Source organism: Silvibacterium sp. (assembly GCF_047605705.1).
Lineage (GTDB): Bacteria > Acidobacteriota > Terriglobia > Terriglobales > Acidobacteriaceae > Silvibacterium.
The window spans coordinates 16,094-31,957 of sequence record NZ_JASGFD010000013.1; the positions used below are offsets into that span (position 1 = coordinate 16,094).

General features: G+C 62.6%; 13 protein-coding genes. 8 read left to right on the forward strand and 5 right to left on the reverse strand.

Annotation, left to right across the window (positions count from 1 at the left end):
* Positions 1–69 precede the first annotated feature (69 nt).
* A complete protein-coding gene (locus tag QM649_RS06645; RefSeq protein WP_415198237.1) occupies positions 70–1,815 on the forward strand; it encodes an ArnT family glycosyltransferase in 1,746 nt (581 codons plus the stop codon).
* Between the two features lie 174 nt (positions 1,816–1,989).
* Entirely contained in the window at positions 1,990–3,003 is a 1,014-nt protein-coding gene (locus QM649_RS06650) for a GNAT family N-acetyltransferase (RefSeq protein ID WP_415198238.1), read from the forward strand.
* Positions 3,004–3,354: 351 nt separating this feature from the next.
* On the opposite strand, the gene QM649_RS06655 is transcribed toward QM649_RS06650, so the two are convergent.
* The 4 genes from QM649_RS06655 to QM649_RS06670 form a co-directional block, all read right to left on the reverse strand.
* Positions 3,355–3,534 carry a hypothetical protein gene (locus tag QM649_RS06655; RefSeq protein ID WP_415198239.1) on the reverse strand — a complete coding sequence of 60 codons (180 nt, stop codon included), beginning with the start codon at positions 3,532–3,534 and terminating at the stop codon, positions 3,355–3,357.
* Complete coding sequence (locus QM649_RS06660) at positions 3,534–3,938, reverse strand: DUF6677 family protein (protein ID WP_415198304.1); 405 nt, start codon at positions 3,936–3,938, stop codon at positions 3,534–3,536. The genes QM649_RS06655 and QM649_RS06660 overlap by 1 nt, the downstream gene beginning before the upstream one ends.
* Positions 3,939–4,090: 152 nt before the next feature.
* Entirely contained in the window at positions 4,091–5,284 is a 1,194-nt protein-coding gene (locus QM649_RS06665; RefSeq protein ID WP_415198240.1) for a M24 family metallopeptidase, read from the reverse strand.
* A 271-nt stretch (positions 5,285–5,555) separates the two neighbouring features.
* Positions 5,556–6,185 carry a DsbA family protein gene (locus QM649_RS06670; RefSeq protein ID WP_415198241.1) on the reverse strand — a complete coding sequence of 210 codons (630 nt, stop codon included), beginning with the start codon at positions 6,183–6,185 and terminating at the stop codon, positions 5,556–5,558.
* A gap of 102 nt (positions 6,186–6,287) precedes the next feature.
* Between QM649_RS06670 and QM649_RS06675 the strand changes: the two genes are divergently transcribed.
* The 4 genes from QM649_RS06675 (at position 6,288) to QM649_RS06690 (ending at position 10,225) form a co-directional block, all read left to right on the forward strand.
* The gene (locus QM649_RS06675) at positions 6,288–6,689 is read left to right on the forward strand and encodes a vitamin K epoxide reductase family protein (RefSeq protein WP_415198242.1); all 402 of its coding nucleotides are present in this window, start codon (positions 6,288–6,290) and stop codon (positions 6,687–6,689) included.
* A gap of 284 nt (positions 6,690–6,973) precedes the next feature.
* Positions 6,974–7,951 (forward strand): sugar phosphate isomerase/epimerase family protein, encoded by a 978-nt coding sequence (locus QM649_RS06680; RefSeq protein WP_415198243.1) that lies wholly within the window; start codon positions 6,974–6,976, stop codon positions 7,949–7,951.
* A 61-nt stretch (positions 7,952–8,012) separates the two neighbouring features.
* Entirely contained in the window at positions 8,013–9,332 is a 1,320-nt protein-coding gene (locus QM649_RS06685; protein ID WP_415198244.1) for a Gfo/Idh/MocA family oxidoreductase, read from the forward strand.
* A 29-nt stretch (positions 9,333–9,361) separates the two neighbouring features.
* Positions 9,362–10,225 carry a sugar phosphate isomerase/epimerase family protein gene (locus QM649_RS06690; RefSeq protein ID WP_415198245.1) on the forward strand — a complete coding sequence of 288 codons (864 nt, stop codon included), beginning with the start codon at positions 9,362–9,364 and terminating at the stop codon, positions 10,223–10,225.
* 224 nt (positions 10,226–10,449) lie between these two features.
* Here QM649_RS06690 and QM649_RS06695 read toward each other — a convergent pair whose 3' ends face one another.
* A complete protein-coding gene (locus QM649_RS06695) occupies positions 10,450–13,878 on the reverse strand; it encodes a carboxypeptidase regulatory-like domain-containing protein (RefSeq protein WP_415198246.1) in 3,429 nt (1,142 codons plus the stop codon).
* Positions 13,879–14,136: 258 nt separating this feature from the next.
* Between QM649_RS06695 and QM649_RS06700 the strand changes: the two genes are divergently transcribed.
* Positions 14,137–14,889, forward strand: a complete 753-nt coding sequence (locus QM649_RS06700; protein ID WP_415198247.1) for an electron transfer flavoprotein subunit beta/FixA family protein — start codon at positions 14,137–14,139, stop codon at positions 14,887–14,889.
* Positions 14,886–15,848: an electron transfer flavoprotein subunit alpha/FixB family protein gene (locus tag QM649_RS06705; protein WP_415198248.1), complete on the forward strand. Its 963-nt coding sequence runs from the start codon at positions 14,886–14,888 to the stop codon at positions 15,846–15,848. The genes QM649_RS06700 and QM649_RS06705 overlap by 4 nt, the downstream gene beginning before the upstream one ends.
* Positions 15,849–15,864 lie beyond the last annotated feature (16 nt).

Sequence of the window (15,864 nt, forward strand, 5' to 3'; positions counted from 1 at the left end):
TGGCGTTGTATCTGTTAGCCTTAGCGAAAGTTCCCGAGAGACCAGATAGACAGAGATTAGATAAACACTGTGGGTATTTCTTCCAGAATCAAAGCTCTGCGGCAGAACCCGGGGGACTTCCGGCAACATCTTCCGTCGTTCCGGACGGTGCTCGAGGCGGGCACGCTGTTTGCCCTGACCTCCTTTTTCCTCTTCTATGGACTGGTGCCGGTCTTCGGCGGCGACGGCCTGGGGCTGGTCGGCGCCGATGAGCCGCGTTACGCGCAGATTGCGCGGGAGATGCTGGCGCGGCACGACTACATCACGCCGATCCTGTGGGGCAAGCCGTGGCTCGAGAAGCCCGCTCTCTACTACTGGCGTGCGATGTTCAGCTTCCGCGAGGTCGGCGTGCATGACTGGTCGGCGCGCCTGCCCTCGGCGAGCTTCGCCTTCATCCTGGTCACGCTGATCTACCTGCACATCCGGCGTTTCCGCCGGGGCGGCCAGCTGGACGCGGCGCTGATCACGGCATCCTGCGCCGGCATTCTGAGCTTCGCTCGCGGAGCCTCGACGGACATGCAGCTGGCTGCGCCGTTCTGCATCGGCATGCTGGGCTGGTATGCCTGGTATGAGACGGACAGCAAGTTCTGGCTCTTCGACCTGTATTTCTTCGTGGGTGCGGCGACCCTGGCCAAGGGCCCGGTGGCGCCTTTCCTGGCGATCGTGATCCTGGTAGCCTTCGCGGCGCTCCGCAAGGAGTGGTCGATCCTGCGACGGACGATCTGGTGGCCGGGCGTGGCGCTTTACCTGGCGATGGTGCTGCCGTGGTTCATCGCGGTGCAGAAGCGAAATCCAAGCTTCGTGAAGGTCTTCTTCCTGCAGCACAACCTGGAGCGCTTTGCGACGGACCGCTACCAGCATGAGCAGGCCTTCTGGTACTACCTGCCGATCCTGCTGCTGTCGATTACGCCGTGGGCGATTCCGGCGATTGCGGCTCTGATCGACGCGATCCGGACATCGATTGCGGAGTGGCGGGCGCGGCGGGTGAAGGGCCATTACATGGGCAGCTTCCGCGCCGGCGATGCCTTCCCCGAGTTCCTGGTGCTCTGGGCGCTGATCCCGATCTTCTTCTTCTCCTTCTCGCAGTCGAAGCTTCCCGGCTACATCCTCCCCTCGATTCCTCCGCTGACCATCCTGACAGGCGACTACCTGAACCGCGTGCGCGAGCGCGGCCTGAAACCGTGGATCCTGGTGCTGCATGCGCTGCTGGTGGGCGTGCTGACGGCCTTCGTGGTGCTGCTGCCGCTGCACCTCCAACATCCGGAAGAAGTTCCGCCGGTGAGCGCGATCGTGGCCGGGGCGATGACAGCCTTCGCGGCCGCGGTGTTCATCCTGATTACGGTGTTCCGCTTCGGGCTCAAGCGCTTCCGGATCGCGACGATGGTGCCGATGGTGATCATGCTGCTGTATCTCTTCGGCGTGGGACCGTTCTTCGGCATCCAGGCGGTTGCGGGCAGCAAGCGGAATATCGCGCTGATCGACCTGACCTATTCGGCGCGGCCGCTGGCGCGCATCCTGGCGCAGATTCAGCCCGAGGGCGGGACGGTGGCGGTCTTCGAGGTGCGGCGGGATGTGGAGTACGGGCTTTCCTTCTACCGCAATAGCCAGGTGGTGAACTACGACACCGACGGCGTGCCGGCCGGACAGCACCTACTGGTGGCCCGGGCGTCGCATTCGCCGCGGATGGCGCGCCTGCTGCAGGGACGCCAGTACGAACCGCTTTTCACCTATCCTGCACAGGACTTAGTTGTTTACTCTGTATCGGCGGCGAAGTAACGTTCTTCCGCCCGCGCGAACCGACGTAAACGGTTTCGTGCAAGAATTGTCTCTAAGTAAGTCGCCCTCTGTCCCCGGGCATGCGAAGCGCAAACGATTGTCTGTACTTTGACGTAAAGCAGTGGACGAACCGGTTCCGAACCGGCAACGGCGAGCGAAGACCGCGCCGGATTCGTGTATCAAAACGAGATCTTCCGCGATCCAAAGCCTATGACCCCAGCGCTGAACCTCGAGATTCTCGACCTCCGGCATTTCTCGGCAGCCAGCCTGCGCCCGCTGCTGGATGCAGAGGCGCGGGTGTGGAGCGAGCGCCTGCAATGGGACTATCGCGCCTCGGCGAACCTGTTGCTTCAATATCTGGACTTGCGGGTGCTGCCGGGGTACGTGGCTATCGAAGGCGGGCGCATCGCCGGCTATATCTTCTGCGTTTACGAAGAAAACAAGGCGGTGATCGGGGATGTCTTCGCCGCGCCGCCGCCGGGTTCGGGGATCAGCCGCGAGGAGATCGAGAGCCGGCTGCTGGAGAGCCTGATCGAGATGCTCCAGCACTCGCCGGGTGTCGACCGGATCGAGTCTCAGCTGCTGCTGCATCCGCATGGAGAGCATTCTCCGATCTTTGAGCGCGATGGCTTCGAGACGGCCGAGCGGTTATTCCTTCGGCTGGACCTGAGCGGGCCGCGTCCGGCTCCGCGCTCCGTGCATGCCCCGGCCGGGATACAGATGCGTCCGTGGCGGGATGAGGACTTCCATGCGGCCTCGCACCTGATTTCTGAGGCCTATCGCGGGCACCTGGACAGCCATATCAACGACCAGTACCGGACGGTCGCCGGGTCGCTGCGCTTTCTGCATAACATCGTGCGCTTCCCGGGCTGCGGCTTCTTCGATCCGCCGGCCTCGCGGGTGCTGACCTATCCCGGTGGTCACGGACTGGCCGGACTGCTGCTGTGCTCCCGCGTGCGGGAGGATGTGGCGCATGTGACGCAGCTGTGTGTGGCTCCACAGTTCCGCGGCAAGGGACTGGGACGGGCGCTGCTTGATGCATGCATCGTCGACGTGCAGGCGCGCGGCTTCCGGGCGCTCACGCTGACCGTGACGAAGGCCAACCGCGGCGCGATCGCGCTCTACGAGCAGACAGGCTTCCGCCCGATGCATAGCTTCGATGCGATGCTTTGGGAGAGGAAAAGCTAGGTCGTATCGACATATTGTTTGGCTGCTCTATTTCCAACCTCGAAACAAGCTTCTCTTGAAAAATCCTGCCAAAGGCAGGCATTCAGAATATGTCGATATAACTAGCTGGGAATAGGGTGTGAGGTGCAGCAAAGCTCGAGCCTGCGCCGGATTCGTACTCTGGTTTCGCGAGGCTGGGACTGCGGATTCCCTATCTCAAAAATCGAAACATGCGGGCACGGTATTTGTGCTTCCCCACTCAAGCCAACTGCAGGCTTGCATGGGCCACCATCGGATCCTGTAAGTCTATTTTTCTGACAGGAAAGTCTTTGCAGAACAGAGCCTCAATACCCTATCCCCTACACCCTGCTTTTAGCGGCGGATGAAGAACATCAGCCAGCTGGCGGCGATGACCACGCCTACGAAGCTGACCCAGCAGAAGAGGCCGTAGCGGAGCATGGCCCGCGGGGTGGAGCGCTGGGTGATGCCGAAGACCACCGAGGCGAAGGTGGCGAAGAGCAGAACGGCCGTGAAGTGCGAGGGGGCGAACACTAGAGCTTCCTCCCGATGCGCAGGTTGTGCGCGTCGACCGCGGAGATGAAGTTCAGCAGGCCTGCGACGACGACAAACTTGGTGCCATAGTCGGCGGTGGCGATCTGCACGGCGCTGTGGCCGAGGTCGAAGATGCGGCCGAGGATGTAATAGAGTCCGTTGCCGAGGTCGCCGACGAAGCCGAGCATGTCGAGCACGTCGCCGGTGTTGGGCTGGTAGAGCTTGCCCTGCATGGCGATGCCGAGCCAGAACATGGCGGTGATCGAGACGAAGAGGAGCAGAGCACGTCCCCACTTGCCGATCAGCAGGTGGCCCGCGCCGGGGACCAGCCATCCCGCGAGGAGAGCGGAGTAGACGAAGCCCTTGGTTTCCGGTTTTGCGGGGACTTGCACCTTCGAGGCCATCATTTTGAATATACAGCTACTAGCCTTTAGCTTCTAGCTCCGAGCCCGTTGGGGCGAGGGCAGAGGGCTGCTTTTCTTTCCTGGGGAGCCGGGCCAGAAAGACCCCGCTGTCTTTCTGGCAGAGCTAAAAGCTAGAAGCTAGCGGCTAAACGCTAGATTCTTACCAGTTCCGTCTGGATGCGGCCGGTGACTACGGCCTTCTCGTTGCTGGTGATCATGTCGATTTCGCTGCGCAGGCCGAACTTCTCGAGGTAGATGCCGGGTTCGACCGAGAAGCAGGTGTGGGGCAGGAGCAGGCGCTCGTCATGCGTCTCGAGGTTGTCGAGGTGCGCGCCCGAGCCGTGGATCTCAAAGCCGATGTTGTGGCCGGTGCGATGCGTGAACCACGGGCCGTAACCGGCGTCAGTGATGACCTTGCGGCAGGCCTCGTCCGCTTCCCATCCGGCAATGGGGCGGCGCTGTGCGTAGGCGCTGGTGACGGCGTGAATGGCGGCATCGCGCGCGGCGGTGACGATGGAGAAGACCTTCTGCTCCTCGTCCGAGGGCTCGCGGCCGGCGACGCCGGTCCAGGTGATGTCGTAGTAGCAGGTGTCGGGGCGATCCTTGCGGCCCCAGATGTCGATGAGCACGAAGTCGCCGTTGCGGATCTCTCGCGAGCCTTCGGCGGTCGGCTCATAGTGCGAGTCGGCGCTGTTCTCGTTTACCGAGACGTTCGGGCCGTTCTCCCAGGTGAGGCTTTCGCGGCGCATGGCTTCGGAGAGCCACTGGACGATGTCGAATTCGGTGGTGCGGACTGCACTGCCAGAGGCTGGGCGCAGGCGGCGGCCGATCTCGCGGAAGCCCTCGGCGAGGATCGTGTCGATGGCGGCCTGGGCCTCGAAGTGGCTGGTGATGGCGGCGGTAGAGAGCACGGCTTCGAACTGGCTGACGAGGTCGGCCGAGCTGACGATAGTCTTGCCTTTTTCGCGGAGGAACTCGACGGTGCCGGCATCGACCATGGAGACGTACATGATGGCGTTTCGCGGCGAGTACTGCATGGCGAACTTCGTAAAGGGGCGCAGCATGGTCTCGAGGCCGGATTCGAGCTCCTGCCATGAGGAGTAGACGCCTTTCGTGCCGGGCAGCGTGTCGAGGCGGCCTGCCTCGATGCGGTGCACGAGCTTGCGCGGCTCGCCGACGGCGGGCACGAAGTAGTACCAGCGGCGCGTGACATGCGCATTGGCCGGCAGGCCGAGGATGCGGTAGGCAATGGGGTCGCGGTGGTGGTGATCGTAAAAGAGCCAGCCGTCGAGACCGGCTTCACGGAGCGCGGCCTGAATGGAGTCGAGATTCGCTGCGAAGGACATAGACGAATCCATCATAGCTAAGGGGGAGGGGACAGGGCGCAGGGTGTAGAAAAGGCCAGCCCCTGGGGAGCTGGCCTTTGGGAGCTGTGGAAGATCCTGCGTCTCAGGGGCGAGGATGCGGGGAATCGGAACTATCTCCCTAAAAAACCTGTCATTCCGGCCGGAGCGGCCGGAATGACAGCTCTGCTTTGGAGTTTGTGCTTCCCCACTCAAGCCAAAACCGGGCTTGAATGGGCCACCGTCGAGGTGGATGCTCTATCTGAGCCCCGGCTTACTTCTTGCCGTGGCTGGTCTGTGCGATGGCCTGGTCGAGCATGGTGTAGAGCTTGTTGAAGTCGGTGACTTCGGTCTTTGGGGCGGCGCCGCCGGTGCCGTCGGTTACGACCCAGGCGGTGGGCGTCTGGTGTACGCCGAGCTGCATGCCGAGGTTGTAGTCAGCCTTGACCTCGTCGGTCAGCTTGCCCTGCGGATCGACGACGAAGGGAAGACCGGTGCCGTGCTGCTGGGCGAACTTCTGGGTGAAGCTGGCGAGGTCGTCCTTGGTCTCGATGCTGTTCTGGCTGGCGAAGACGGCGTTGCGGTAGTCGTCGCCCAGCTTCTTGTTCTGCGTGTCGAACCAGCGCGCGTTCACGGCTGCCTGGAAGCTCCAGACGTGCATCTGCAGGGGGAAGTCGTGGCGGATCCACGGCACGTGGTACTTGGCGATGGCGTCCATGAGGACAGGATTTTCATGCGCGCACATGGGGCACTCGAGGTCGGCGAACTCGACGATGGCGACGTGCGAGCCGGCCGGCGGCTTGAGGGCGCTCTGCGCGTTCTCGGCGTGGCAGAGGGGCGCGGCAACGGCAACGATAGCGGCGGCGGAAGCGGCAAAGAAGGTACGCATCTGAAATCCCATCATGGCTCTGATTTAATCTTATCTCCTAAGAGCGGAGTCCCGCGAATGGCGCACGGCGGGTCATCGTAATGATAGGGACGTTGCGCGAAGGAGAAAGTTACGCGGATGCGGTATCTGATTGCTGTTCTCGCCCTGGCCGGCGTCATCGTTTCGAGCCTTGCCCTGCACGTTCATTACACAAATGACGTTCAGCCCTGCGACATCAATGCGCACTGGGATTGCGGCATCGTGAACCACAGCCGCTATGCGATGCTCGGGCCGGTTCCCGTGGCGGCGATCGGCATTGCGGGATACCTGGCGCTGGCGATCGTGGCCTTTGCGCGCAAGCGCGCTCTCACGCTGCTGGCCGCGGTGGTGGGTCTCGGTTTCGCGCTGTATCTGACCAACATCGAGGCGCACAAGCTCGAGGTGTACTGCCTCTATTGCGTCATCTCGCAGGGCATCATCGCGCTGATCACGCTGTTTTCGCTGGCCTGGGTATTTACCGGCGGCAAGAGCAGGGCGTAAGTACGCGGGTGTAGAGGATGGGGTGTGGGGTATAGCGAGCCCAGGCCCCTGGCATCTCCCGTCTCACTTCCAAGCACAGGCTTCCTCTACTCAGAGCTTGCGGAAAGCTGCGCATGGGCGGGGACCCGGACCTGAGTCATGTGCGCCCGTTTCTCATCGGAAATTTATTCCAGACAGTGACAGATCGCCTGCCAAGGGCTGATGATGGTGACCGTGTGAAAAGAGCCTGTTTCCCGACAGGCTCTTTTGCTCGTGACCTCACGATTGCAGGAGGATAGCGGCGGATGACGTATTCGCGGCGCAGTGTGCTAGCAGGACTGGGTGCGGCAGGAGTGGCGGCGGCCATGCCGTCATGGATGGGAAAGATTGCGCTTGGCGCCGATGGGGCTTGTCCCTTCCGGCTCTCGGTGATCAACGACGAGATTTCGCAGGACTTCGAACATAGCTGCAAGGTTGCGGCCGAGGACTTCGGTCTGCACTGGATCGAAATTCGCGGCATGTGGAACAAGAACGTCACCGACCTGAGCGATGCACAGGTGGAGGATGCGAAGAAGATCCTCGCGCAGTACAAGCTGCGTGTGACGGACATCGCAAGCCCGCTCTTCAAGACGGATTGGCCGGGCGCGCCGCTCTCGAAGCAGAGCGAGCACAGAGACCAGTTTCATGCCGACTTCGACGCGAAGGCGCAGGACAGGCTGTTGGAGCGCTGCATCACGCTGGCGCATGCCTTCGATACGGACCGGATCCGCTGCTTCGATTTCTGGCGGCTCGACGATCAGAAGCCGTATCGCGCGGCGATCAACGCGAAGCTGCGCGAGGCCGCAGCACGCTGCGCGAAGGACAAGCTGATCCTGCTGCTCGAGAACGAGATGTCGTGCAACACGGCGACGGGCGAAGAGAGCGCGGCGGTGCTGGCCGAGGTGAAGAATCCGAACTTCATGCTGAACTGGGATCCGGGCAACGCGGCGGCGCTGGGCTCGACGCCGTATCCCGATGGGTACAAATTGCTGCCGAAGCAGCGCATCGGGCACTGCCATGTGAAGGATGTGGTGCGGAAGCCTGAGGGCAAGTATGACTGGGCCCCGGTGGGCGGCGGCATCGTCGACTGGGTGGGCCAGTTCCAGGCGTTGCAGCGCGACGGCTTCCACTATGCGGTGAGCCTGGAGACGCACTGGCGCGGCGCGGGCACGCCGGAAGCTTCGACGCGCATCAGCATGGACGGACTGAAGAAGACACTGGCGAAGGCTGGACTTCGCTGCTAGATCCAACGCCCTTCCTTTTCAGGAAGGGCGTTTTCTTTTGTGCACGCAGAAGGGGACAACGATGGTGACTCGCAGAGAGTTTCTGGACACGCTGGCCGTGGGTGCGGCCGGGTTGGCGGTGAGTTCGACCGCGAAGAGTTATGCGCAGATTGTGGGCGCGAACGACCGGCTGAACTTTGCGGTGATCGGACTGAACAGCCGCGCCTATGCGCATCTTTCCTCGCTGAAGGCGAACAAGGCCGAGGCGCGCATCGCGTATGTGTGCGATGTGGAGTCGAACATCCTGGCGAAGTTTGCAGGAAAGGCCGAAGAGGCGATGGGCGAAAAGCCCACGGCCGTGAAGGATTTTCGCGAGGTACTGGCGAAGAAGGACGTGGACGCGATCACCATTGCGACGCCGGACCACTGGCATGCGCCGATGGCGATCCTTGGGCTCGAGGCGGGCAAGAACGTGTACGTGGAGAAGCCATGTAGCCACAATCCGGGTGAAGGTGCGCTGCTGGTGAAGGCGCAGCAGAAGTACGGCAAGCTGGTGCAGATGGGCACGCAGCAGCGCTCCTCCGCGCACACCATCGAGATCGTCGACAAGATTCACAACGGGCTGATTGGCCGCGCGTATTACGCGAAGGCCTGGTACAGCAATACGCGCAAGTCGATCGGCTACGGCAAGCCTGCGCCGGTGCCGGCGACGCTCGACTGGGATCTGTGGCAGGGGCCTGCGCCACGGCAGCAGTATCGCGACAACGTGCAGCCGTACAACTGGCACTGGTTCCGCGTGTGGGGCACGGGCGAGACGCTGAACAACGGCACGCATGAGATCGACGTATGCCGCTGGGCGCTTGGCGTGGACTATCCGCAGCGCGTCACGGCTGCGGGCGGCCGCTATGCGTACAAGGACGACTGGCAATTCTACGACACGCTGACGACGAGCCTCGACTATGAGGACAAGCTCATCAGCTGGGAATGCAAGTGCTGCAACAACATGCTCTTCTACGGGCGTGACCGCGGCTCGGCGATCATGGGCGAGACCGGCTCGGTGGTGGTCGATCGCGGCGGGTATGAAGTCTACGACCTGAAGGGCAAGAAGGTCGACGAGAAGAAGGCGGCTGCGCAGGAATCGTCTGCGGATCTGGTGGGCGCTGATTCGATGACCGATGCGCACTTCGCGAACTTTATTGCCGGGATCAAGAAGGGCGAGAAGCTGAACGCGCCGATTGCGGTGGGCAATGTGTCGGTGACCTCGATGCAGCTTGCGAACATTGCATGGTTCGTGAACCGCGAGCTTAAGACCGATCCCAAGGATGCGCACATTCTCAACGACGCCGAGGCGATGAAGTACTGGGATCGCGAGTATGAAAAAGGCTGGGCGCCGCATTTGTAATTGAGTCGGTTACGAATAGAGGAAGAGTGATGAGTGTGACAAGACGTGGATTCATGGCTGCCGGGGCTCTGGCTGTGCCTGCGATGGCCTTCGACGGCGCGTTCGCGCTGCCGCCGATGCCCGCGGGCGGCGGCCCCTCGCCGGTGAAGCTGGGAATGGCGAGCTATACCTTCCGCGAGTTCACGCGGGCGCAGATGATCGGTTATCTGAAGCAGCTGAGCATCGACGCGCTGAATGCGAAGGACGCGAAGGATCATCTTCCGCTGGATGCAGCGGGCGAGGATGCGGCTGTGGCCGACTACAAGAGCAACGGCATCACGCTGCATGCGGTGGGTGCGGTGTATTTCCCGAAGGATGAGGACGACGACATCCGCGAGAAGTTCGAATATGCAAAGCGCGCGGGTGTATCGGTGATCGTCGCGGGCGATCCGACGCCGGAGACGCTGCCGCGCATCGAGAAGTTTGTGAAGCAGTACGACATTCGCCTCGCGATCCACAATCACGGCCCGGAGGACAAGATCTGGAAGTCGCCGCTCGATGTCCTGAAGGCAGTGAAGGGCATGGATCCCCGCATGGGTTGCTGCATCGATGTAGGGCATTGCGTGCGCGCGGGTACGGATGTAGTCGAGGCGATTCATGCAGCCGGGCCGAGGCTGTTTAACATGCACATGAAAGACCTCACCGACTTCACCAGCAAAGAGAGCCAGGTGGCCGTGGGCGACGGCAAGATGCCGGTGCGGGAGATCTTCGAGGCGCTGATCAAGACGAAGTATGCGGGCTATGTGGATCTCGAATACGAGGTACACGGCGACGATCCGATGCCGGGTGTGATCGCGAGCTTCTCATACATGCGCGGCGTGCTGGCCGGGATGGGGTATCGCTGGCGAGACTAGGGATTGTCTGTCGGACTGGCCGTCCAGGCCTTCTGCCTTCGGCCCCGCTCCCGTTGGTCGCGATCTTGGGTTCGAGATTCGTAGTCGTAAAGAAAAGCCAATCGAAGTCTGTGGGAGTACCCACGTCTCAGAATCAAGACGTGGGCACCCGTCCTCGCTTATTGGAAAACCGCAGGTTCCTCCACTTCGCTTCGCTCCGGTCGGAATGACAGTTATACGGAGAATCAGAAGCGGAGCGTGGCGGCGAGCTGAAGGGCCCGGCCTCCTCCGATGCCGTTGATGCCGGTGCCGCTGCCGACGGTGCTTGTGACTTTGCCGAAGGTGGTGCTGGTGAGGGAGCTCGACGGGCTGGCGAACTGCGGCGTGTTGCTGAGCTGGAAGGCGTCGGCGCGGGTTTCAAGCGACAACTCCTCCCACAGGCGAAAGGTCTTGAAGAGCGATACATTGTCCTGGATATAGCCCGGGCCGTAGTAGGCGTTGCGTCCCACGTTGCCCATCACCGAGCCGTAGGTGAGCTGGCAGGTGCCGGTGGTGGGGCATCCCGCGGGTTGCGAGAAGGAGGTGGGGTCGAACCAGTAACGGCTCGCACCAATTCCGTGCGTTACGTGGAAGGGCTTCACGAGGTTCGCCATCTGCTGCTGGCCGGGCGTGTTGAGGGTGCCTCCGTTGGCTTCGACGTCGAAGGGCAGGCCGGAGTAGATGGAGATGATGGCAGAGAGCTTCCATCCGCCGATGACCGATGCCGCCACGCCGTGATTGAGCCAGCGCTTGTTGGGTCCCCAGGGCAGATCGTAGGTGAGGCTCTCCTCGAAGTTGAGGCGATGGTCGAAGTCGTTGGGCGCGTAGTTGTGGCGCTGGTCGAGCCAGAAAAGCAGGCCGCCGTCGTCGCTGGTCTGGTAGCCGAGGCCTTTGCCCCAGGTGAAGGATGTGATGACGCCGAGACTGTTGGCAAAGCGGCGATTGAGCTGCGCCTGGAGCGACTGGTAATTCGAGGAGTAGCCGAGGAAGTAGACATTGGTAGCGGCGCTGCGGCCGTAGGCGATGTACTCCGGTTCGCCCGCGGTGCCGAGGCCGGGTGAGGACGGCAGGTTGATGTTCTGCGCGGCGCCGATGTGCACGCCGTGATTGGCCACGTAGGAGAGCGTGAAGGTGAACTGCGCGGGCAGTGACTGCTGCACAGCGACATTCCACGACTCGACGTAGGGATTGTAGAAGTCCTTCGGGATGACGACGTAGGACTGGCTGATGGGCGCGGTGAGGATGCCGTCCGCAGGGATGGTGATGGCGACCGGCGCGGGGAATCCCGCCTGAAAGGTCGCGGTCGAGCCGTTGCTGAGCAGGGCGGGCTGGTAGGAGTTGAGCTGCTGGTAGCTGTTGTTGGCGCGCACCGGATAGTTGTAGGCGTAGGTGTTGTCCTCGAACGGCGTATAGCTGATGCCGAAGCCGCCGCGCACCACGGTCTGCTCGGTGGCGCGATAGGCGAAGCCGACACGTGGCGCGAAGTAGCTGTAACGGGTCTTCATGCCAAGGTTCGAGGGGTTGTTGCCCACGCCGGCGATGACCAGCGTGTTGTTCGAGGGATCGTAGTTGGAGAAGCCGCCCGATTCCTTCGGCGTCGCGGGCGGATAGAGCTCCCAGCGGACGCCAATGTCAGCGGTGAGCTTTGGCGTTACCTGCCACTTATCTCCGCCGAAGGCGAAAAACCACCACTGGCGATAAGCGGGGAAGTAGGTGTTGAGATCGCGGCCTTCCTGCGAAGGCACATCGAGCAGCAGGCTGGCCATTTCGTTGGCGACATTGGTCGTCGCGCCCGGCTCGGAGGTGTTGTCTTCCGAGAAGGTGATGACGCCGCGGGGGCTGAAGGTCTGGTCCTGCAGCAGGTCGTCATGAATGCGGCGTACATCGACACCGAATTTGACGGTGTGGTTGCGGATGATCTTGGTCCAGTGGTTCACCGCGTCGATGTTGGTCTCGGTGCGCACCCAGGGCATCGATGCGGAGTAGCCGATGAGCGGGTTGCTGGAGAAGTCGCCCATGGAGATCCCCACCTGGCCGCTGGTGAAGTCGCTGATGTTTACGCCGGGGATGCCGATCTGCGTGGCGTAGTCGGTGCCGTAGCCGGAGGGCCGGGCGCTGTTGCCGTAATGGGCGACGCCGATGCGCGCCTCGGTGAGCAGCGTGCCGGAGAAGGCGTGATCGTAGTTGAGGCCGGTGCTGTAGGTGTTCTGTTTGCCGGTTCCGGCGAAGGCTCCCTGCGCGGGTCCGCCGCCTGCGTCGCCGAAGGCCGGCGCCTGGTAGATGTTGACGTCCTGCTCGTTATAGCGGCCGCTGAGGTGGTCCTTCTGCGTGATCTGGTAATCGATCTTCGCGTCGTAGCGGGTGGTGGTTTTCTGGAATGGCAGGTTGATGGAGAAGTTGTTAGTGGGCGAGGTGGTGCTGGTGGCGAGATTGGCGTTCGGCGCGGGCAACAGCTTCATCAGCGCGATGGAGACAGGGTTCACGCGCGAGTAGGGAATTTGGTTGTTGGCGAAAGGTGTGCGGCCGCTGCCGTCGGCGTTGCCCGTGGCAGGGTCGTAGATCTGTCCTTTGCCGCTGGAAGAGAGCGGGTCGCTCAGGTCAATGTAGCCGGCGGCGTTGGGTGTGTACCACTGCTGCGGCGGAATGGTGAGGATGTTGGAATTGGCTTCGTGGTCGGGCGAGCGAAAGTAATCGCCGTAGAAGAAGAGCTTGTCCTTGAGGATGGGGCCGCCGAGGCCTCCGCCGAAGTAGTTGTAAGAGAGATGGCCGACGCTGGTGTTGAAGTAGGCGCGGGCGTCGAAGACGCTGTTCTGCAGATACTCGGTGGCCATGCCGTGGAACTGGTTGGTGCCGGACTTGATGATGACGTTGGCCACGGTGCCGATGGCGCGGCCCAGCTCTGCCTCGAAGTTGCTGGTGGAGACGTCGACGGTCTGGATGGACTGCTGCGGCGGAATGAGGATCTGCAGCAGGCCGGTGCGCTCGTCATCGTCAATGCCTTCGATCTGGTAGCTGTTGCCCATGCGGGGCTGGCCGTTGACCTCGGTCTGGATGGAGCTGCTGGCGTTGAAGAACTGTGAGTGCTCGAAGATGGGCGGCCCGGCGCCGGGCACGAGCGTGAGCAGGCTCTGGAAATTCTGGTTGACCGAGAGCGGCATGTTTTCGACGACGTGAGACTCGATGTTCATGCTGACGTCGGCGCGGTCGGTCTGCATGATGGCAGGCGCCGCGGTGACGATGACGGTCTCATTCACGCTGCCGGGTTGCAGCGCGAGATCGACGCGGGTGGTGGTGTTCACCAGCACGTCGACGTTCTCGCGGTCCTCTTTCTTGAAGCCTTTGGCCGTGACACTGATGCTGTACGTGCCCGGAGGCAGATTCGGAAAGGTGTAATTGCCGCTCTCGTTGGTTACGCCGTTGTGGACGATGCCGGTGGCGGCTTCGGTGATGACAATGGCGGCGCTGGGGACGGCCGCTCCGCTGTTATCGGTCACGGTGCCGAGCAGGGTTGCGGTAACAGCCTGCGCGTGCAGGCGCGGAGAAGCGATGAGGACGGAAAGAAGAAGGACGAACAGCGCAAGCAGCGCATCGTTGCGCAGCTTGCGCCGGCCTGTAGTAAACAGGGCTCCGGGCATAGGGGTCTCCGAAAGCTGTGAAATCCAGTTGGAACGGACTGCGTGGAGGCGCACGCCAGCGTGGGTGGATTGCGTTCCGGGTCCAAGCAGATACGCCCTGAAAGTGAGAGATGTCAAGCATCGCGGCAGTAACGGGACTGGTGCGCATACGTGGTAATCAGCCTTACGGCGTAGGTGCGAGGAGATGCGCTCTGTACGGGCGAAGAGAAATGCGTCTACTATTCTCCGTTGGTTTTTGGGCGGGAGGAACGGATGCGGATGATGGCACTGATCCGCCAGGTTCCGGATGGCGAAGAGAGTGTGCGTATCCGGGATGGGGCGGTGGATTTGGCGAGCAGCAAGCTGGTCATCGACACCATGGATGAGTACGGACTCGAAGAGTGCCTGCGTATTCGCGAGAAGACGGGCGAAGGCGAAGTCATCGCGGTAGGCGTCGGGCCGGCGCGGGTACGCGAGGCGCTGCGCACGGCACTGGCGATCGGCGCGGACCGCGCAATCCTCGTGGAAACGAACGAGGTGATGGATGCGATCGCGCTGAGTAAGGTGATTGCCACGCTTGCCAGGGAAGAGCAAGCAGAGCTGGTACTGTGCGGCGGTCAGCAAACGGACTGGGACAGTCAGGCTCTGGGTGCGGCCATGGCCGAGCGGCTGGGCTGGCCGCAGGTGACGTGGACGAGCGCGCTCGAAGTGGAAGGCACGACGCTGAGCGGGCGTCACGACGTGGACGAAGGCAGCGAAAGCTTCCGCGTGGCGCTGCCGGCGGTGATCACCACGCAGCAGGGATTGAATGAGCCGCGCTACCCGACGCTGCCGAACATCATGAAAGCGAAGAAGAGGGAGCTGCGCGAGGAGACGCTGGAGCGCTTCGGTACGAAGCCATTGCTGCGGCGCGTGCATGAGGAGATCCAGGTGAAGGAACGGCGGCGTAGGGTGCTGGACGGCAAGGATGCAGCCGCTGCGGCGACAGAGCTGGTGCATCTGCTGCGCGAGGAAGCGAGGGTGATTGCGTGATCCTGATTGTGGCGGAGCACAGCAATGGCAAGCTGGCGCGGGTGACGCGCGAGATGGTGAGCTGCGCGCGAGCGCTGGGTCGCGAGGGTGGGATTGCGATCCTGGTGCTGGGCAAAGGCGTAGCAGCAGCCGCGAACGAAGCGGCGCAGCTTGCAGAGCAGGTACTCGTGGCGGACAGTGACGATCTCGCTGCGCACGATCCTGAGCTATGGGCCGCCGCGGTGGCGCAGATCGCGAAAGAAGGCGAGTCGCACGCGGTGCTGGTGGGCGCGGGGCGCGGTGGGCGTGCGTGGAGCCCGCGCGTGGCAGTGAAGCTGGATGCGCCGCTACTGGAAGACGTGACGGCTTTGCGTTATGAGGATGGCGGCTATGTAGCGACGCGCTTCACGTATCTCTCGCGTGTGACGGAGACGGTGTGGGCCGATGCGCCGGTGATCGTGGCTAGCGTGAAGCCGGGTGCTCTCGCGCCTGCGGAAGCGCTGAGTGAACATGGCGAGCAGTTCGATGTGGAACTGGAGTTGCCGGCGCGTCGCGTGGAAGTGACAGGCCGCACGACGGAGAAGCTGTCGCGCGTGTCGCTGGCCGAGGCGGAGATCGTCGTCTCGGGCGGACGCGGTGTAGGCACGGCAGAGGGCTTCACATCGTTGGTGGAGGGCCTCGCGGATAAGCTGGGCGCGGCTGTGGGCGCGACGCGCGCGGTGGTGGATGCGGGATGGCGGCCGTATGCGGAGCAGGTTGGGCAGACGGGTAAGACGGTGCAGCCGAAGCTCTACATCGCGGTGGGCATTTCGGGCGCGGTGCAGCATCTTTCCGGCATGAGCAAGAGCCGCACGATTGTGGCGATCAACAAGGATGGCGAAGCGCCGATCTTTAAGCTGGCAGACTATGGCGTCGTGGGCGATGTGCAGCAGGTGGTGCCCGCGCTGATTTCGCAATTGGCGGAGAAGCCGGGGCAGTAACGGCAAGACGTCATGC

Excerpts from the sequence above, each read along its gene's own strand:
- QM649_RS06660 (WP_415198304.1), bottom strand. The coding sequence starts at position 3,938 with ATGGCCTCGAAGGTGCAAGTCCCCGCAAAACCGGAAACCAAGGGCTTC.
- QM649_RS06665 (WP_415198240.1), bottom strand. The coding sequence starts at position 5,284 with ATGTCCTTCGCAGCGAATCTCGACTCCATTCAGGCCGCGCTCCGTGAA.
- QM649_RS06670 (WP_415198241.1), bottom strand. The coding sequence starts at position 6,185 with ATGATGGGATTTCAGATGCGTACCTTCTTTGCCGCTTCCGCCGCCGCT.
- QM649_RS06675 (WP_415198242.1), top strand. The coding sequence starts at position 6,288 with ATGCGGTATCTGATTGCTGTTCTCGCCCTGGCCGGCGTCATCGTTTCG.
- QM649_RS06680 (WP_415198243.1), top strand. The coding sequence starts at position 6,974 with ATGACGTATTCGCGGCGCAGTGTGCTAGCAGGACTGGGTGCGGCAGGA.
- QM649_RS06685 (WP_415198244.1), top strand. The coding sequence starts at position 8,013 with ATGGTGACTCGCAGAGAGTTTCTGGACACGCTGGCCGTGGGTGCGGCC.
- QM649_RS06690 (WP_415198245.1), top strand. The coding sequence starts at position 9,362 with ATGAGTGTGACAAGACGTGGATTCATGGCTGCCGGGGCTCTGGCTGTG.
- QM649_RS06695 (WP_415198246.1), bottom strand. The coding sequence starts at position 13,878 with ATGCCCGGAGCCCTGTTTACTACAGGCCGGCGCAAGCTGCGCAACGAT.
- QM649_RS06700 (WP_415198247.1), top strand. The coding sequence starts at position 14,137 with ATGATGGCACTGATCCGCCAGGTTCCGGATGGCGAAGAGAGTGTGCGT.